The sequence below is a fragment of the Streptomyces sp. NPDC021115 genome, from assembly GCF_044333065.1.
Lineage (GTDB): Bacteria > Actinomycetota > Actinomycetes > Streptomycetales > Streptomycetaceae > Streptomyces.
Map to the genome: position 1 here is coordinate 457,132 of NZ_JBIRQF010000004.1, position 17,242 is coordinate 474,373.

Here is a 17,242-nt window from a genome sequence, read left to right on the forward strand (position 1 = left end):
GGGTCGTTCGGGAGCGTCCGAATACTTTGCGCAGTAGGTCCCGTATGCCCATGGGAGATACCTCTCACGTGTTCGAGTGCGGTACATGACGTCGCATGACCGTGGTGCCGAAAGGCTAGCGGGCCCACCGGCTGGTTCCGGTCGCCGATTCCGGTCGCCGGTCGTTCACCCCCGGTTCACGGTGCGGTCGTCGTCATGCGGTTCTACACGCCTAGCTTCGCCGCCAAAGGTTTCCGACGTCATGTCGGCGGGGGCCGCCCCGATATGACGCCCTACGGAGGGGAAGTCGTGCCCAAGCTCCTGCCGCTCATCAGCTCGCATCCGGGCGGTCGTTCCGCGCTGACCTGCCGGTACCGCTGTGGTGACGCCTGTTTCCACGAGACACCGAACACGAGTGACAACCCTTACGTGGGGGACGTCATCGCGCGTGCCGTGTCGCGCCGTTCCCTGCTGCGGGCGAGCGCCGTGGTGACCGCCGCGGCCGCGACCGGGGCGGCGGCCTCCGTGGGGCAGGCGTCCCCGGCCGCCGCGGCCGACGCCGCCACAGCGGCCACAACGGGCAAGGCGGACAAGCCCGCCCGCGGGCTGCGCTTCGCGCCGGTCGCGCCGAACACCAAGGACGCGGTGGTCGTCCCCGAGGGGCATGACCAGAATCTCGTCATCCGCTGGGGCGACCCCATCCTCCGCGGCGCGCCCGCCTTCGACCCGGACAACCAGTCGGCGAAGGCGCAGTCGGGTCAGTTCGGCTACAACAACGACTACATGGCCGTGCTGGACGTCCCGAACGAGAGCGACCGGCAGCTGCTCGTGGTCAACCACGAGTACACCGACGAGGTGCTGATGTTCGCGGGGTACGACGCGGACGACCCCACCCGTGAGCAGGCCGAGATCGGCTGGGCGGCCCACGGGCTGTCCGTGGTGGCGGCGCAGGAGGACCGCAAGGTCGGCAAGCTCACCGCCGTACCGCGGCACCGCCTCAACCGCCGGATCACGGCGACGACGCCGTTCGAGGTGACCGGCCCGGCCGCGGGCGGCAAGCTGCTGCGCACCTCCGCCGACCCGTCCGGCAAGCGCGTCCTCGGCACGCTGAACAACTGCGGCGGCGGCATCACCCCGTGGGGCACGGTCCTCTCCGGCGAGGAGAACTTCAACCAGTACTTCGCGAACCCGGACAAGGTCACCGACCCGGCCGTGAAGGCGGGCCTGAAGCGCTACGGCTTCGAGGACGGCGCCTCCGAGCGCAAGTGGGAGCGTTTCGACGACCGCTTCGACCTCGCCAAGGAGCCCCACGAGCCGCACCGCTTCGGCTGGGTGATCGAGATCGACCCGTTCGACCCCGACTCCACCCCGCGGAAGCTGACCGCGCTGGGCCGCTTCAAGCACGAGGCCGCCGAGCCGCGGCTGACGACGGACGGCCGCCCGGTCCTCTACATGGGCGACGACGAGAAGTTCGACTACTTCTACAAGTTCGTGTCGTCCAAGCGCATGATGAAGGGCAGCAGCCGCACCGCCCGCGAGCACAACCGCACGCTGCTGGACGAGGGCACGCTGTACGTCGCCAAGTTCACCGGCGACAGCCCGGCGAAGGAGATCGACGGCTCCGGGAAGCTGCCCGACGACGGCGAGTTCGACGGCTCGGGCGAGTGGATCCCGCTGGCGACCGGCGACACCTCGCACGTGGACGGGATGACGGCCGAGGAGGTGTACGTCTTCACACGGCTCGCCGCCGACAAGGTGGGCGCGACGAAGATGGACCGCCCCGAGGACGTCGAGCCGAGCCCGCGCACCGGCCGGGTCTATGTCGCGCTGACCAACAACACCGACCGCGGCAAGGACGGCAAGGCCCCGGCCGACGAGGTCAACCCGCGCAACGCCAACAAGCACGGGCAGATCCTGGAGCTGACCGAGCGCCGGAACAACCCGGGCTCGACCCGCTTCAACTGGCGGCTGTTCCTGGTGTGCGGCGACCCGGAGGACCCGAGCACCTACTTCGGCGGCTTCCCGAAGGACCAGGTCAGCCCGATCTCGTGCCCGGACAACCTCACGTTCGACGCGTTCGGCCACCTCTGGATCTCCACCGACGGCAACGCCCTGGGCAGCCACGACGGGCTGTTCGGGGTGGCGACGGCGGGCGGCCGCCGCGGTGAGGTGCGGCAGTTCCTGACCGTCCCGAACGGCGCCGAGACCTGCGGGCCGATCGTGCAGGACCGGCGGGTTCTGGTGGCGGTGCAGCATCCGGGCGAGCTGGACGGGGCGAGCGTGGAGAAGCCCGCGTCCACCTGGCCGGAGGGCCCGGGCACGCTGGTCCGCCCGTCGGTGATCAGCGTGTGGCGGCGCGACGGCGGCGACATCGGCGCGTAACCGCGCAACGCTTCTACAGCCGCGCCAGCCGCCGCCGGGCGGTGCGCAGCGAACGACCCCTGGTGTCCGCATGGGCCCAGGGGTCGTCCTTCAGCCGCTCCTCGTAGGTGCGCAGCGTCCAGCGGTCCGGGGCCAGCGCGGGGTCGTCCAGCTCCGCGGCGTCGACCGGCGCGGCGACGGGGGCGCCGGGGCGGGCGCGCACGGCGTACGGGGTGACCGCGGTCTGCGCGTAGGCGTTGCGCTGGATGTCGAGGTAGAGCCGCCCGCCGCGCCGGTCCTTGCGCATCTCCGTGGTGAGCCGGTCGGGGTGGCGGGCGGCGAGCGCGTCGGCGGCGTCGCGGGCGAAGGCCCGTACGGTGTCGAAATCCGCCCGCCGGTCGAGGGGTACGACGACGTGCAGCCCGCGCGAACCGGTGGTCATCAGCAGCCCGGGCAGCCCCAGTTCGCCGAGCAGTCCGCACACCTGCCGGGCCGCCCACCGCACCTCGTCGAAGCCTTCATCACCGGGTGGGTCGAGGTCGAAGACCAGCCGGTCGGGGTGGGCCGGCCGGTCGGCGCGGGAGAGCCAGCGGTGCGGGGTGACGCATGCCTGGCCCGCGAGATAGACCAGGGTGGCGGTGTCGTCGCACACCGGGTGGGTGACCTCGCCGCCCTCCTTGGGGAGAACGGCCCGCCGCACCCATTCCGGAAAGTAGTCGGGGGCATTCTTCTGCATGAGCGGCGTGCCGCCGATTCCGTCCGGGTGGCGTTCCATCATCAGCGGGCGATCGCGCAACTGCGGGACGATGAGCCGGGCGACCGCGCGATAGTGATCGACGAGATCCGATTTGGTGATTCCGTCGTCCGGGAAGAGCGCCTTTTCCGGGCGGTTGATCTCGACGGTGTGCCGCCCGGCCCTGACCTTCCGTGCATCGGTGGCTGTCTCGCGCATATCCGCCCGGGTTACCAGGGGGCGGCTGCGTAAACTCGGGACCCCTTGGCGGGGATCGGGGGAGACGGGGAGAAACGGGGAGGGAAAACAATCATGACGAGGTCCGGACTGCTGGACAGTCCGCTCGCGCTCATGGACACCACCATGGACCAGCTCCGCACGCTGGTGGTGGTCCATGAGACCGGTACGGCGCTGGGCGCCGCCCGTGCGCTCGGGCGGGAACAGGCCAGCGTGCAAAAGCAGCTCGACACGATGAACCGCAACTTCTCCGAGCTGTGCGGTGAGCCTCTGGTGCTCAAGCAGGGGCGCGGCAAGGATGTGCTGTTCACCGGCACGGGGACGGCCCTCGTCGAATTGGCCCGGGGAACGCTCGGCGACTGGCTGGACGGCATCCACAGCTCCCGTCGCCGCCTCGGCCGGAGCCTGATCGTGGGGACGACGCGTTTTACCCTCGGTTATCTCGCGAGCGCCAGGGAGCGGGTCGCCGAGGAATTCCGGGAACGCGGGATCGACCTCAAGGTCGGCCATGTGCGGACCCGGGACGTCCTGGCCAAACTGCGCGCCAAGGAAATCGATCTGGTGTGCGGAAGCGTGGTGACCGAATCCGGTCGGGAAACCTCCGGCGCACTCGACGCCTTCGACGTCATGGAGTGGCGGCGCAGCGCGGTCTCGCTGGTGACCAATCTGCCCGAGGACGAACTGCCGGGACCGGCCGTCGAACGCGGCGAACTGGCCACGCTTCCGCTGGTGGTGTCGGCGAGCGGGGTGATGGCCGGGGTGCTGCACACCTGGTTCGGCGCCGGTTACCGCGACACCCTGCGCCTCGCCGCCGAGATCGACAACGTCAACTACGGTCTGGAGCTGCTGCGTTCGGGGGTGGTGCGCGGCTGCATGCTGGTCACCGACGACGTCGCGGACGCGGCGGGCGATCCGCAGGCGGCGTACGCGCGCGGGCTGCGCCCCGTCGGACTGGTCCATGACACCGGGCCGCGGCTGGAGGTGCTGCTCGGCGCGTTCACCCGGCGCGGTGAGCGCGCGGGATACGACGCCGGTCATCCGCTCAACCTGCTGTGGGACGCGCTGGAGCGGGAGAAGGAGCGGTGGCGCCGCGAGCGGCACGGGCCAGGGGAGGGTCCGGACCAGGACCCGTTCGAGCTGGCCACCGCGCAGGACCCGGGCGAGGACCTGGGTTAGTCCGCGTGCAGGTCGAGGTCGACCAGCAGCGCCCGGTGGTCGGTGTTCCCCAGGTCCAGGAAGCGGGCGGTGCGCGGCCGCAGCGCGTCGCTGACCAGGACGTGGTCGATCTGCGCGCCCAGCGCCGGAGCCGTGGTGCTCGGCCAGCTCGGCGTCCGGGACACCCCGGCGGCCCGTGCGCTGTCCCGCATCCCGGTGTCCAGCAGGGCGCGGAACGCGGCGTGGTCCTGCGTCGCGTTGAAGTCGCCCGCGATCAGCGTGGGGTGGTCGCCGCGCCCGGCAGCGTACGCGCGCAGCCGCCCCAGTTCGGTGCGCCACACGTCCAGCTGTCCGGGCATCGGCGGCATCGGGTGCGCGACCTGGAGCCGTAGCCTCTCGCCCCCGATCCGCGCGACCGCTCCCGGCATCGACAGCTCGCGCCGCTCACCTCTCGCAGCACGCGTCCTCGCGGAGCTCGGCGGCCCAGCCGTCGAGGTCCGGTCGGCCGGCACCCGGGACAAATGGGTCGGGCACCCCGCGCACACGGGGATGGTGACCGCAGCGGCAGCAGCCGGCTACGACCTCACCGCGCACCGCGGCGTACACCTCACTCCCGGCCTGCTGGACTGGGCGGACACTGTCCTCGCCATGGACACCGGCAACCTCGCCGCGCTCCGCGCCCTCGCCGACGAGGAGACCGTGCCGAAGATCGGCCTCTATCTGGAGGACCGGGACGTACCTGACCCCTGGGGCAAGGAGCCGAAGGCCTTCGCCGCTGTCGTCCGCCTCATCGAGGACGGCGCCCCTCGGCACCTCCCGTAGAACCGGCCCCGGCCCAGTCAACCGCCGGATGCGGCGGACAGGAGCACGTCCACGAGCCTGTCCGCCGCGTCCGGCCGTCCGTGCGCCCGGGCCGCCTCCGCCATCCCCGTGCGCCGCGCCGGGTCGGTGAGCAGGGGCCCGAGGGCATTCTGCAGCCGGTCCGAGGTGACCTCTCCCTCCAGCGCGACGGCCGCGCCCGCTTCTTCCAAATGCCGGGCGTTGTGCGCCTGCTCGTTCCCTGCCGAGGAGGCGAGCGGCACGAACACGGCCGGCTTGCCGAGGGCGGTGAGCTCCGCGAGAGTGCCGGCGCCGCTGCGGGAAACCACGACGTCGGCGAGCGCCAGGACGTCGGGGAGCTCAGGGCCGACGAATCCGGTGAGGTAGTACCGCCCGGCGAGGTGCGGCGGGAGCGCCGACGCGCTCGCGTGCAGGGCCTCGACGTTCGCCGAACCGCACTGGTGGATGATGTTCGCGCGCTCCAGCAGCCACGGGAGGGCGTCCCGCACGACGGTGTTGATCTGCTGCGCGCCCTGCGCGCCGCCGGTGACGTAGAGCGTCGGGAGCCGTCGGTCGAAGCCGACCAGCCCGAGGGCGGCGACCGCCTTCTCAGCGTGGCCGATCAGGACCTCCGGCCGTACCGGGTTGCCTGTGACGACGGCCGCGGACCGCACGGCCTCCGGGAGGAGCGGGAGCGTCGACTCCGACGACACGGCGATACGCGTCGCCGACCCGGCCAGCTTCCGGTTCGCCAGCCCGAGCCGCACGGTCTGTTCATGCAGCACCAGCGGGCGCTTGCACATGCGCGCGGCGAGCCCGGCCGGGACGGCGACGTACCCGCCGGTCGCGAGGACGACGTCCGGCCGGAAGTCCGACACGATCTTGCGGGCCTGAGCGACACCGAGCGGCACCCGCGCCATGTCCTTGACGTTCGCCGGGGAGACCATCTTGAGCGGGTTCGCAGACCTGCGGATCTTGCCCGTCGCGACGGTCTTGAAGGTGATGCCCTCGGCCGGGGCGACGCGGGCCTCCAGCCCGTCGGGCGTGCCGATCCAGAGGACGTCGAGCGTGCGGCGGTCGGCCGTCAGCCGGGTCTGCAACGCCCGGACCGCAGTCAGAGCGGGGTAGGTGTGGCCACCGGTACCTCCGCCCGTGACGATGAGGCGAAAGGCGTTCGGCAGACGGGAAGGTTCATTCACCCCGCGCACCCTACTGCCGACCATGGGCAGCACGTCGGTATTTCCCCGCACCCTCGTCGGCTTGTCATCGACGATGCGTCATCTCTCTTCGCCCATCAGGGAGCGACGTCGGAGCATGGCAAACCGTGACCGGCTCACGGCCGCCGCAGGGCCAGCACCGTCTCCACCGTGTCCGCCTGCTCGGCGGGCTTGTCCTCCCGGTAGCGCAGCACCCGGGCGAAGCGCAGGGTGACCCCGGCCGGGTAGCGGGAGGAGCGCTGGAGGCCGTCGAAGGCCACCTCCACCACCAGCTCGGGCCGCACCCGCACCACCCAGCCGTCGTCGCTGACCGCGATCCCCAGCAGCGCTTCGGTCTGCCACTCCAGCAGCGCGTCGGTCAGGCCCTTGAAGGTCTTGCCGAGCATCAGGAACGTGCCGTCCGGGCGCCGGGCGCCGAGGTGGAGGTTGGACAGCTTGCCGGTGCGGCGGCCGTGGCCCCATTCGGCGGCCAGCACCACCAGGTCGAGGGTGTGCACCGGCTTGACCTTCAGCCAGGACGCGCCGCGCCGTCCCGCGCCGTACGGGGCCTCCAGACCCTTGGCGAGCACGCCCTCGTGGCCCCGTTCCAGCACGTCGGCGGCGAACGCGCGGGCCGCCCGCCGGATTTCCGGGTCCGCCGGGTGCTCGGCGACCAGCTGTCGCACCCGGCGGGGCGCGGGGGCGATCCGGGCCAGTTCGGTGTGGCGCTCACGGGTCGGCAGGGCGAGCAGATCGCGGTCGTCCACGGCGAGCAGGTCGAAGAAGACGGGGGACAGCGGCAGCGCGGCGGACGCCCCGGCGACGTCGAGCCGGGAGCCGACCCGGGCCGAGGTCTCCTGGAAGGGGCGCGGCCGCCCGGTCTCGTCCAGCGAGATCACCTCGCCGTCGAGGACGGCCCGCCGCACGGCGAGTTCACGGGCCGCGGTCACCACCTCGGGGAGCCGGTCGGTGATCTCGTCCAGGGTGCGGGTGTAGATCCGTACGTCGTCCCCGTCCCGGTGCACCTGGACCCGGATGCCGTCCAGCTTCTCCTCGATCACGCACGGGCCCAGCCGGTCCATGGCCTCGTCCAGGTCGGCCGCGCTCTGCGCGAGCATCGGCAGGACCGGCCGCCCCACCTCCAGCCGGAAGTCGGCCAGCGCGGCGGGGCCGCGCGCGAGCAGGGCCTCGGCGACCGCGCCCAGCGAGCCGCCGAGCATCACCGCCCGGCGCACCTCGGCGGGCGGGGCCCCGACCGCCTGGGCCAGGCCCTCCACGGCCAGCGCCTCCAGCGCGCCCTGGCGCAGCTCACCGCCGATGAGCCCGAGCAGGAAGCGCTGTTCGTCCTCGGTGGCCTCGGCCATCAGGGCGCCGACGAGGCGTTTGCGCTCCGCCCCGGCGCCGGTGCCGGAGACGGCGGCGATCCGGTTCAGCGCGCGGTCCACGTCGAGGACGGCGAGCCGCGGGGCGTCGGCGGGCCGGTGCGGCTGCCGCAGGGTGGACCAGCCGACGCCGGTGCGGCGCTGCGGCAGCTTCCCGGCGAGGTAGGTGATCACCACGGGCGCCTCGCCGGGTTCGGTACGGCGGAACAGCCCGGCCAGCGCGGCGATCTTCTCCGAGCGGGCGGAGGTGGCCGCGACCCGCCGGGAGGTGCGTGCGACATCGGCCAGCAGCATGGCTCCAGCCTGCCTCTGCCGCCGCCGTGCCGCACGCGCGCGCCCCGGTCGTCATTCGACTCCGGGACCCGTTCCGCCGGGCCGGGGCTCGGGACCGGGACCCTGCCCGCCGCCCCCAGCGCCACCGCCCATCGTGCCGCCGCCCCCAGTGCCGCCGCCCATGTTGCCGCCGCCGGTGGACCCGGCCGACCGGGCCGCCCCGCCCCCCACCTCCGTGACCTGGCCCCCGCCGGTGCACAGGGCCCAGATGACGAACGCGTCGATGAGCATCAGCACCGTCGCCCACAGCGGGGTGTACGGCAGCCACAGGAAGTTGGCGATCAGGGCGAGCCCCGCGATCACCACGCCCACGACCCGGGCCCACATCGCTCCGGTGAACGTCGCCAGACCGGTGATCACCAGGACGATGCCGAGGATCATGTGGATCCAGCCCCAACCGGTGAGGTCGTAGCTGAAGATGTAGTTCGGGGTGGACACGAACACCCTGTCGGTGCGTACGGCCGCGACGCCCTGGGCCAGGGTCATGAGACCGCCGAAGAGCATCATGACGGCGCCGAAGACGAGACGTCCGCTGACCCCGCCATAGGTGCGGGGGGCGGTTCCCGGGTGGACTCCACCCGCGTGAGTGGCCATGTCGGGCTCCTTCGTCAGACGCGAGCGACGGCACGGTGACCGCCGTTTCGCGGCAATTCGGGTGAATTGCCCTGTTGCCAGGTTTGCACAGTCCGCTGAGGTCGGCACCCCGCGTTCCGGGCGGGCCTCCGCACATAAAGTCACCTTTTGTCAGCAGAAGGTGTTTTTCGCGTGTATGGCGGGCATAAGGGGTTCGCTTTCCGGGAAATCCCGGTGTAGATGTATCTCTATGGCCCGGTTCATGGGTCGATCGTGGGTTGCCCGCGTGTTCCCCGGTCGGCGCCCACGGAGTCGGCGACGTGAGCGGCCTCAGGAGGCGGGGCGGCGCCGGCGGGCATGGCTCAGTGTCCGCAGCGTCGCCGGCCAGGTCTTCGTCCTCCAGCTGATCATCGTGCTGCTGCTCGGTGCCGCGGCGACCGCTGCCCTGGTGCTCCAGGTGCGGCACGACGCCACCGATGAGGCGCGCAGCCGGTCGGTCGCCGTCGCCGAGTCCTTCGCCGGCTCGCCGGGGATGGTCCGGGCGTTGCACAGCCCCGATCCGACCGCCGTGCTCCAGCCGAGGGCGGAGACCGTCCGGAAGCAGACCGGGCTCGACTTCGTCGTCGTCATGAAGACCGACGGCATCCGGCTCACCCACCCCAATCCCGCGCGGATCGGACACCACTACATCGGCACCATCGCGCCCGCGCTGCACGGGCGCACCACCACCGGTACCGGCCCCGGCACCATGGGCGAGGCGATGGACGCGGTGGCGCCCATCTTCGACAGCCACCACAAGGTCGTCGGGGCGGTCGGCGCGGGGATGACGATCAAGAAGGTGAGCGGGCTCGCGGACCGCCAGATGCCGCTGCTCATCGGCGCCGTCACCGCCTCGCTCGCCCTGGCCACCGGCGGCACCGCCATGGTCAGCAGGCGGCTGCGGCGCCAGACCCGGGGGCTGGAACCCGGCGAGATGACGCAGATGTACGAGCACCACGACGCGGTGCTGCACGCCGTGCGCGAGGGCGTGCTGATCGTCGACGGCGACGGCCTGCTGGTGCTCGCCAACGACGAGGCGTCCCGGCTGCTCGGCCTGCCGCCGCGGCCCGAGGGGCGCCCGGTCCACCAGCTGGGCCTGGACCCGGGGGTGGCCGGGCTGCTGACCTCCCGGCGCGTCGTCACCGACGAGGTGCTGGTGGCCGGGGAACGGCTGCTGGCGGTGAACAACCGGCCCACCGACCGCGACGGCGGCCCGCCCGGCAGCGTCACCACCCTGCGCGACTCCACCGAGCTGCGCGCCCTCTCGGGCCGCGCCGACGTGGCCCAGAAGCGGCTCAAGCTGCTGTACGACGCCAGCGTGGAGGTCGGCACCACGCTGGATGTGGGGCGCACCGCCGAGGAGCTGGCGCGGGTGGCGGTGCCGCGGTTCGCCGACTTCGTCACGGTCGACCTGGCCGATCCCGTATCGCGCGGGGAGGAGCCGCCCGCGGTCGGCGGCGCCGAGATGTGCCGGGCGGCCGCCCACGGCATCCGGCCCGACCACCCCTTCTATCCCGTGGGCGAGCGGTTCTCGTTCGCCGAGTCCACGCCCCAGGCGTGGGGTCTGGGCAGCGGACAGGCGGTCGTCGAGGACGATCTGAGCCTGGCCCCCGGCTGGCAGGCCCAGGACCCCGTCCAGACCGCCAAGGTCATCGAGTACGGCGTACGGTCGCTGGTCACCGTGCCGCTGCGGGCCCGTGGCGTGCTGCTCGGCGTGGTCAACTTCTGGCGGATGGCGGAGCGCGACCCGTTCGAGGAGGAAGAGGTGACGCTCGCCGAGGAGCTGGCCTCCCACGCGGCGGTGTGCATCGACAACGCCCGCCGCTACACCCGCGAGCACACCATGGCGGTCACCCTCCAGCACAGCCTGCTTCCCCGCGCCGTGCCCGCGCAGAGCGCGCTGGACGTGGCGTTCCGCTATCTGCCCGCCGAATCGGGCGTCGGCGGCGACTGGTTCGACGTCATCCCGCTGCCCGGTGCGCGGGTGGCGCTCGTGGTGGGCGACGTGGTCGGGCACGGGCTGCACGCGGCCGCGACGATGGGGCGGCTGCGCACCGCCGTGCACAACTTCTCCACCCTCGATCTGCCGCCCGACGAGATCCTGACCCATCTCGACGACCTGGTGGCCCGCATCGACCAGGACGAGAGCCCCCTCGGCCAGGACGTCCCCGGCGGCGGCGAGCCGCTGACCGGCGCGACCGGCGCCACCTGCCTGTACGCGATCTACGACCCGGTGACCCGGCGCTGCACCATGGCCCGGGCAGGCCATCCGCCGCCCGCGGTGGTGAGCCCGGACGGCTCGGTGGAGTTCCCCGACCTGCCCGCGGGGCCCCCGCTGGGCCTGGGCGGGCTGCCGTTCGACACGGCTGAACTGGAGCTGCCCGAGCACAGCCATCTCGTCCTCTACACCGACGGGCTCATCGAGGACCGCCGCCGGGAGATCGACATCGGCCTGGAGATGCTGCGCGCCGCCCTGGCACACCCGGGGCGGTCGCCCGAGGAGATCTGCACCGAGGTGCTGGACGCGATGCTGCCCGCCGAGCCGGGCGACGACATCGCGCTGATCGCCGCCCGGACCCGGGTGCTGGGCCCGGGCCGGGTGGTGTCCTCGGACGTGCCGTCCGACCCGGCCGCGGTGGCCGGGGTGCGCGCCGAGGTGCTGCGGCAGCTGGCGGAGTGGGGCATGGAGGAGGTGGCGTTCACCGCCGAACTCGTCCTCAGCGAGCTGATCACCAACGCCATCCGGTACGCCACCGGACCGATCCGGCTCCAGCTGATCCACGACCGCGGGCTGATCTGCGAGGTGTCCGACACCAGCAGCACCTCGCCGCATCTGCGGTACGCGACGACGACCGACGAGGGCGGCCGCGGGCTGTTCCTGGTCGCCCAGTTCGCCGAGCGCTGGGGGACGCGCTACACCTCGGGCGGCAAGGTCATCTGGGCCGAACTCGCCCTGCCGGAAACGCCGGAAGCGCCGGAAGCGCCGGAGCCACCGGTGACATCGGTACCGCCGGGCTCCCCGGAGCTGCCGGGGCCCTCGGGGCCGCCGGAGTCGTACGGGGTGTCGCCGTCGGCTCAGGCGTCCCGGCCGCCGGTGCTGCCCGGCCCGTCCTGACCGAACCGCCCGACCAGGACGTCCAGCCGCTCCCGCTGCCGCTCCGGCGGAATCCGCCCGGCGCCGGCCAGCACGGCGAGCCCGTGCAGCGCGCTCCAGACGACCTCCGCGTGCAGCTCGTCGCGCGCCCTGTCCCGGGTGCCACCGGCCGCGGCCAGCAGCTCCTCGAAGGCGGCGCGCAGCGCGGGGGGCGTGTCCTCCCGCGCGAACGGAAGGCCGGTCTCCATGACGAACATCGCCGCGTAGAGCGCGGGGCGGGCGGCCGCGAAGTCCAGATAGGCGCGACCCACCGCGCGCAGCGCCCCCCGGGGCGGGTCCGCGGCGCTCCGGGCCCGCCGCAGCGCGGCGGCGAGGTCGTCGAAGCCCTCGACGGCCACCGCGCGCACGATGGCGTCCTTGCCCTTGAAGTGGCTGTAGAGCACCGGCTGGCCGTATTCGACGCGCTCGGCCAGCCGACGGGTCGTCACCGCTTCCCAGCCCTCCGCCTCCGCCAGTTCCCGGGCGGCGGTGATGATCAGCTGATGGCGCAGGGCGCGCTCGTGGTCACGGCGTTCGGAGGAGGACATGACACCGGACCCTAGCAGTGCTAGATACTCGGACCACGGCAATCGGGTTCCCTGCCGGGGCCCGCTGTGCGCAGGATGGGATACGTGACCCCAGCTCAGAACCGTTCAACTTTGGCCCGATCGGACAACGTCCGTTCCTTGGACGTCATGCTGACGGGCCGTCATGGTCCGTGTGCTGAGCGGGGTCGTTAAAAATTGGCCGAGCAGTACTACCATGTGCCGCCCACGGCTTGATGTCCGCGTGGTCCACCTTCAACCCTCGAACGCGCCCATGAGGACCTGATAGATGTCAGCACATATATCCAGCCATCCCTACAAGGGGCCTGCCGTAACCCGGCAGGCCCTGGCCGTGCCCCTGCTGGCGGCGGTCGTCGCCGGCGGGGCGGGGGCCTGGGTGACGGCAGAGGTGCCCGAAGCCCAGCGCGTCCTCGTCGCCGTCTTCTGCGCGCTGGCCGCCGTGGCTCTGGGCGTCGCCCTCGCGGTCGCCGCCCACCGGTCGCGGACCATCGGCAGGCTCCAGTCCCGCATCGCGAGCCTGGAGGCCGCGGCCGCGCAGCACTCCGCGGAGGCCGCCCGGCTCGCTGACGAAACGATTCCCGCCGCGGTAAGGGGCCTGCGGGAAGGCAACTCGGCGGACACCGTGCTGATGCAGGTGACGAAGCCCGGCGACCAGGCGCACGGCCGGGTGCTGCGCCGCGTGGTGCAGGAGATCGGCACCGGTGAGCGGATGCGCGCCTCCGCGATGGCGGCGTGCGCCAACGCTGCGGGCCGGGTCCAGGCCCTGGCCACCAGCATGCTCGCCGACCTGCGCGAGATGGAGAACCGGCACGACGAGGCCGTACTCGGCGACCTGCTGAAGCTGGACCACACCACGGCCCAGACCGGCCGCATCGCGGACAGCATCGCGGTCCTCACCGGCGCCCGCTCCGGCCGCCGCTGGACCAAGCCCATCGTGATGGAGTCCATCCTGCGCGGCGCGGTCGGCCGGATCAGCGCCTATCAGCGGGTACGGGTCCACGCGGCCAGCAACGCCGCGGTGGCCGGGTACGCCGCCGAGGGCGTCATGCACGCCCTCGCCGAGCTGATGGACAACGCCACCAGCTTCTCGCCTCCCACCGAGGAGGTGCACGTGTACGTCGAGGAGACCCACACCGGCGTCGTGGTCACCATCGAGGACGGCGGCCTGGTCATGGGCCCGTCCGCGCTGGCCCGCGCCCAGAAGGCGGTCTCCTCGCAGACACTCGACCTGACCACCCTGTCCGGCACCCGGCTCGGCCTCGCGGTCGTCGGCTGTCTGGCCCGCAAGCACGGGCTGACGGTCTCCTTCCGGCCGTCCGCCCGGGGAGGCACCGGCGTCGTGGTTCTGATCCCGCAGCAGCTGATCACGCACATCAACCAGGAAGCGGTGCCCGGGGCGTCCGCGCGGAAGCGCGCCGAGTCCGCCCGGCCGCGCGCCGCCGCCCCTGAGGGGCGCGCGGTGGAGCCCGCCGGTTACCGGGTCGCCGCGAGCGCCGAGGTGTCCGCCCCGGAGGCCCCCTCGGCTCCCGAGGCTCCGGCGGCCCCGTCCGCTCCCGCCGAGCCGTCGCCCGCCGCGGAGCCTGCCGCGCCCTCCGGGGCCGCCTCCGGCTCGTCCGGCAGCGACGCCCCGGCGGAGCCGCGCATCAACGGGCTGCCCCGGCGGCGCCGCGGCGAGACCCTCGCCGCCGCCACCCGGGCCACGCCCCGCCCCGCGCCCGACGCCAAGCCGAAGCCTCCGCGTACCGACGCCGGGGCCCGCTTCGGTGCCTTCCGCGACGCCACGCGCGGCTGCCCCACCGGCGATGCCCCCGGGCGTAACACCACGTCGGCGACGCCCGCAGAAGCCACCGGACCCGTGTCGTCCACCGGGTCCGCGCCGTCCGCCGAGTCCGCCGAGTCTGCTGAGTCCGCCGAGAACGACCAGCCGTGATGATAGGAACGCCGATGAACACCACAGACCGCAGCTTGGACTGGCTGCTGGAGAACCTGCTGGAGAAGACGCCGGGCGCCCGGCACGCGCTGGTGCTGTCCCGGGACGGTCTCAAGCTCTGCCTCACGTCCGGACTCTCCGTGGACCAGGCCGACCAGCTGGCGGCCATCGCCTCGGGCATCCAGAGCCTCTCCCACGGTGCGTCGATCGAGTTCGGGGACGGCAGCGGCGGCGTACGGCAGTCCATGACGGAGTTCCACGGCGGAATTCTGTTCATCGTCGAGGCCGGTGAGGGCGCCCATCTGGCCGTCGTGGCGCACGACGAGGCCGATGTCGGCATCATCGGCCACAACATGAACGAGATGGTCGAGCAGATCGGCGACCATCTGCGGGCGGCGCCCCGTACCTTCGCGAACGGCGGCAGTGGCGGCGGGGCGAACGCATGATCCGAGGGCCGCTCGACAGCGAGGACCCTGACCGGCTGTACACCGTCACCGGTGGCCGCAGCCGCGCCGACGAGAGCGTGTTCGACATGGTCACGCTCATCGTCAGCGAATCCGAACCGTCACTCGGCATGCAGTCCGAGCACGTCAAGATCCTGCGGATGTGCCGGCGGCCGATGGCGGTCGTGGAGATCTCCTCGTATCTGGGAATGCCCGTCAGCGTGGTCAAGATCCTGCTGTGCGACCTGCTGGACACCGGCAAGATCACCGCGCGCCATCCGCATGCGGCCCGACCCGACAACGGAGGGCTGCCGGAGCCCGAAACGCTGAAGAAGGTGCTCGTTGCACTCCAGAACCTCTGACCGCGCCGACGTCCGGGCACCGCTGCGGGCGAGCGCGAGCGACGGCCTCAAGATCGTGATCGTCGGCGGCTTCGGCGTGGGCAAGACGACGATGGTCCAGTCGGTGAGCGAGATCCGCCCGCTCAGCACCGAGGAGACGATGACCCAGGCGGGCGTCGGGATCGACGACGCCTCGTTCGTCCAGTCGAAGACGACCACCACGGTCGCCTTCGACTTCGGCCGCATCAGCCTGGACGAGGAGATGGTGCTCTATCTCTTCGGCGCGCCAGGGCAGGAACGTTTCTGGTTCCTGTGGGACCGGCTCTTCGCCGGGACCCTGGGCGCGGTCGTCCTGGTCGACACCAACCGGCTCGCCGACTCCTGGTACGCCATCGACCGCCTCGAGTACCACGGGACGCCGTTCATCGTGGCCCGCAACAACTTCACCGAACCGCAGCACACCCTGGAGGAGGTCCGGGACGCGCTCGATCTGCCCCCGGACGTCCCCGTGATCGACTGCGACGCGCGTGAGCGGGACTCCAGCAAGGCCGTACTGGTCGCGCTCGCCCGCCACCTCTACTCCCTGTCCACCTCCTCCGCCGCCCGGGAGACCACCGCGTGACCACCCCGGACCCCACGTCCCCGCCCGTGGACCCGTTCGCTCCCCCCGCACCGCTCCAGGGCTGGCCGGAGCAGCCGGACGCGGTGCGGCTGGACTTCGATCTGCTCCGCAGCGATCCGGACGAGCTGTACCGGAAGCTCCGCCGCGAGCACGGCCCCGTCGTGCCCGTGCTGCTCGAACCGGACATCCCCGTCTGGATGGTGCTCGGCTACCGCGAGCTGCTGCGGGTCACCACGGACCCCAACCTGTTCGCCCGTGACTCGCGCCGCTGGCACTCCTGGGACCGGGTCCCGCCCGACTGGGAGCTGATGACGTTCGTCGCCTACCGGCCGACGATGCTGTTCACCGAGGGCGCCGACCACGAGCGCCGGTCCGAGGCGATCATCGACAGCATGGAGTCCGTGGAGCCGTTCGAACTGCGGGCGCAGTGCGAGCGGGTCGCGGACTCGCTGATCGACGTCTTCGCGGGCAGCGGCCGCGCCGATCTGATGGCCGAGTACGCCAGCCAGATCCCGCTGCGGGTGCTGAACCGCATGTACGGCCTGAACGACGACCCCACCCTCATCCAGGAGACGGTCGACCTGGTCAGCGGGAAGGCGGGACCGGCCGCCTTCGACCGGCTGACCCAGCGGATGGTGGCGCTGCTGGAGCACACCCGGGCCAACCCCGGCGCGAACAACATCGCCTCGGTGCTGGCGTTCCACCCGGCGGGCCTCACCGACGAGGAGATCATCAACGACCTCCTGGGCAACGTCTACGCGGCCCACCAGCCCACCACCGACCTGATCGGCAACGCGCTGCGGCTCATGCTCACCGACGAGCGCTTCGCGGTGACCATGTCCGGCGGCCGGCGCAGTGTGGGCCAGGCGCTCAACGAGGTGCTGTGGGAGGCCACCCCGGTCCCCAACTGGGTCGGCCGCTGGGCCTCCGAGGACACCATGTTCGCCGGGCGCCACATCCGTAAGGGCGACTGCCTGATGCTGGGCCTCGCCGCGGCCAACGCCGACCCCGACGTACGCCCCGACTTCCGGGCCGGGGCGGCGGGCAACCAGGCCCACATGGCCTTCAGCCACGGCACCCACGGCTGCCCCCAGGCCTCCCGGGAGCTGGCCGAGAACATCGCCATGGCCGCCATCGAGGTCCTGATCGACCGCCTCCCGGACGTGAACCTCGCGGTCGCCCCGGACGAACTCGAGTGGCGCTCCTCGCTGATGATGCGCGGAGTGTCGTCCATCCCGGTCGAGTTCACCCCGGCCTTCGCCCACTGACCCGCTTTTTCGGCCGCTTCCGGCCCCGGCGCCGGTGCCAACGCACCGCCCCGCCGGGGCCGTTCGCTGTCCCGCTGAAGTGAGGTGAATCGCAGTCGTGGAGCGCCCGGCGTCGCGGAAGTGGGTGCGGAA

At 72.4% G+C, this 17,242-nt stretch carries 14 protein-coding genes and 1 pseudogene; 9 read left to right on the top strand and 6 right to left on the bottom strand.

Translation table 11 applies throughout. The features are described from left to right. The first annotated feature begins 288 nt into the window (after window positions 1–288). A complete protein-coding gene (locus ACH4TL_RS16045) occupies window positions 289–2,361 on the top strand; it encodes a PhoX family protein (protein ID WP_398314458.1) in 2,073 nt (690 codons plus the stop codon). Window positions 2,362–2,374: 13 nt separating this feature from the next. Here ACH4TL_RS16045 and ligD read toward each other — a convergent pair whose 3' ends face one another. Continuing rightward, window positions 2,375–3,292, bottom strand: a complete 918-nt coding sequence (gene ligD, locus ACH4TL_RS16050) for a non-homologous end-joining DNA ligase (protein WP_398314460.1) — start codon at window positions 3,290–3,292, stop codon at window positions 2,375–2,377. 93 nt (window positions 3,293–3,385) lie between these two features. Between ligD and ACH4TL_RS16055 the strand changes: the two genes are divergently transcribed. Beyond that, complete coding sequence (locus tag ACH4TL_RS16055; RefSeq protein ID WP_398314462.1) at window positions 3,386–4,486, top strand: LysR family transcriptional regulator; 1,101 nt, start codon at window positions 3,386–3,388, stop codon at window positions 4,484–4,486. Here the strand turns inward: ACH4TL_RS16055 and ACH4TL_RS16060 are convergent. Beyond that, window positions 4,483–4,914, bottom strand: a pseudogene (locus tag ACH4TL_RS16060) (endonuclease/exonuclease/phosphatase family protein); the annotation flags it as partial. The gene ACH4TL_RS16055 and the pseudogene ACH4TL_RS16060 sit on opposite strands and share 4 nt — an antisense overlap. On the opposite strand from ACH4TL_RS16060, the gene ACH4TL_RS16065 reads away from it, so the two are divergent. Further along, window positions 4,796–5,287: a low molecular weight phosphotyrosine protein phosphatase gene (locus tag ACH4TL_RS16065; RefSeq protein WP_398314463.1), complete on the top strand. Its 492-nt coding sequence runs from the start codon at window positions 4,796–4,798 to the stop codon at window positions 5,285–5,287. The pseudogene ACH4TL_RS16060 and the gene ACH4TL_RS16065 overlap by 119 nt on opposite strands. Before the next feature lie 17 nt (window positions 5,288–5,304). On the opposite strand, the gene ACH4TL_RS16070 is transcribed toward ACH4TL_RS16065, so the two are convergent. From ACH4TL_RS16070 to ACH4TL_RS16080, 3 genes are all read right to left on the bottom strand, one after another. Further along, on the bottom strand, window positions 5,305–6,507 hold the full coding sequence (locus tag ACH4TL_RS16070) for a UDP-N-acetylglucosamine--N-acetylmuramyl-(pentapeptide) pyrophosphoryl-undecaprenol N-acetylglucosamine transferase (protein ID WP_398314914.1): 1,203 nt from the start codon (window positions 6,505–6,507) through the stop codon (window positions 5,305–5,307). 110 nt (window positions 6,508–6,617) lie between these two features. Continuing rightward, window positions 6,618–8,156, bottom strand: a complete 1,539-nt coding sequence (locus ACH4TL_RS16075) for an ATP-dependent DNA ligase (RefSeq protein ID WP_398314465.1) — start codon at window positions 8,154–8,156, stop codon at window positions 6,618–6,620. Between the two features lie 51 nt (window positions 8,157–8,207). After that, window positions 8,208–8,789, bottom strand: coding sequence for a hypothetical protein (locus ACH4TL_RS16080; protein ID WP_398314467.1), 582 nt, complete (start codon window positions 8,787–8,789; stop codon window positions 8,208–8,210). Between the two features lie 229 nt (window positions 8,790–9,018). Here ACH4TL_RS16080 and ACH4TL_RS16085 point away from each other — a divergent pair, with 229 nt between their 5' ends. Then, the gene (locus tag ACH4TL_RS16085; RefSeq protein WP_398314469.1) at window positions 9,019–11,922 is read left to right on the top strand and encodes a SpoIIE family protein phosphatase; all 2,904 of its coding nucleotides are present in this window, start codon (window positions 9,019–9,021) and stop codon (window positions 11,920–11,922) included. On the opposite strand, the gene ACH4TL_RS16090 is transcribed toward ACH4TL_RS16085, so the two are convergent. Beyond that, window positions 11,883–12,488: a TetR/AcrR family transcriptional regulator gene (locus tag ACH4TL_RS16090; RefSeq protein WP_398314471.1), complete on the bottom strand. Its 606-nt coding sequence runs from the start codon at window positions 12,486–12,488 to the stop codon at window positions 11,883–11,885. The two genes, ACH4TL_RS16085 and ACH4TL_RS16090, sit on opposite strands and share 40 nt — an antisense overlap. Before the next feature lie 286 nt (window positions 12,489–12,774). Here ACH4TL_RS16090 and ACH4TL_RS16095 point away from each other — a divergent pair, with 286 nt between their 5' ends. Genes ACH4TL_RS16095 through ACH4TL_RS16115 form a run of 5 tightly spaced genes read left to right on the top strand, consistent with a single transcriptional unit; the run spans window position 12,775 to window position 17,110 of the window. After that, the gene (locus tag ACH4TL_RS16095; RefSeq protein ID WP_398314472.1) at window positions 12,775–14,436 is read left to right on the top strand and encodes a sensor histidine kinase; all 1,662 of its coding nucleotides are present in this window, start codon (window positions 12,775–12,777) and stop codon (window positions 14,434–14,436) included. Window positions 14,437–14,450: 14 nt separating this feature from the next. Next, window positions 14,451–14,882, top strand: coding sequence for a roadblock/LC7 domain-containing protein (locus ACH4TL_RS16100; protein WP_398314474.1), 432 nt, complete (start codon window positions 14,451–14,453; stop codon window positions 14,880–14,882). Beyond that, on the top strand, window positions 14,879–15,241 hold the full coding sequence (locus ACH4TL_RS16105; RefSeq protein ID WP_009716375.1) for a DUF742 domain-containing protein: 363 nt from the start codon (window positions 14,879–14,881) through the stop codon (window positions 15,239–15,241). The genes ACH4TL_RS16100 and ACH4TL_RS16105 overlap by 4 nt, the downstream gene beginning before the upstream one ends. Next, window positions 15,222–15,842 (top strand): GTP-binding protein, encoded by a 621-nt coding sequence (locus tag ACH4TL_RS16110; RefSeq protein ID WP_398314476.1) that lies wholly within the window; start codon window positions 15,222–15,224, stop codon window positions 15,840–15,842. Before ACH4TL_RS16105 ends, ACH4TL_RS16110 begins: the two co-directional genes overlap by 20 nt. Next, window positions 15,839–17,110, top strand: a complete 1,272-nt coding sequence (locus ACH4TL_RS16115; RefSeq protein ID WP_398314478.1) for a cytochrome P450 — start codon at window positions 15,839–15,841, stop codon at window positions 17,108–17,110. Before ACH4TL_RS16110 ends, ACH4TL_RS16115 begins: the two co-directional genes overlap by 4 nt. Window positions 17,111–17,242: the final 132 nt, after the last annotated feature.

Coding starts and splice junctions, on each gene's coding strand:
- ACH4TL_RS16070 (WP_398314914.1), bottom strand. CDS start 6,507: ATGGTCGGCAGTAGGGTGCGCGGGGTGAATGAACCTTCCCGTCTGCCG.
- ACH4TL_RS16080 (WP_398314467.1), bottom strand. CDS start 8,789: ATGGCCACTCACGCGGGTGGAGTCCACCCGGGAACCGCCCCCCGCACC.
- ACH4TL_RS16090 (WP_398314471.1), bottom strand. CDS start 12,488: ATGTCCTCCTCCGAACGCCGTGACCACGAGCGCGCCCTGCGCCATCAG.
- ACH4TL_RS16085 (WP_398314469.1), top strand. CDS start 9,019: ATGGCCCGGTTCATGGGTCGATCGTGGGTTGCCCGCGTGTTCCCCGGT.
- ACH4TL_RS16095 (WP_398314472.1), top strand. CDS start 12,775: ATGTCAGCACATATATCCAGCCATCCCTACAAGGGGCCTGCCGTAACC.
- ACH4TL_RS16105 (WP_009716375.1), top strand. CDS start 14,879: ATGATCCGAGGGCCGCTCGACAGCGAGGACCCTGACCGGCTGTACACC.
- ACH4TL_RS16055 (WP_398314462.1), top strand. CDS start 3,386: ATGACGAGGTCCGGACTGCTGGACAGTCCGCTCGCGCTCATGGACACC.
- ACH4TL_RS16075 (WP_398314465.1), bottom strand. CDS start 8,156: ATGCTGCTGGCCGATGTCGCACGCACCTCCCGGCGGGTCGCGGCCACC.
- ACH4TL_RS16100 (WP_398314474.1), top strand. CDS start 14,451: ATGAACACCACAGACCGCAGCTTGGACTGGCTGCTGGAGAACCTGCTG.
- ligD (WP_398314460.1), bottom strand. CDS start 3,292: ATGCGCGAGACAGCCACCGATGCACGGAAGGTCAGGGCCGGGCGGCAC.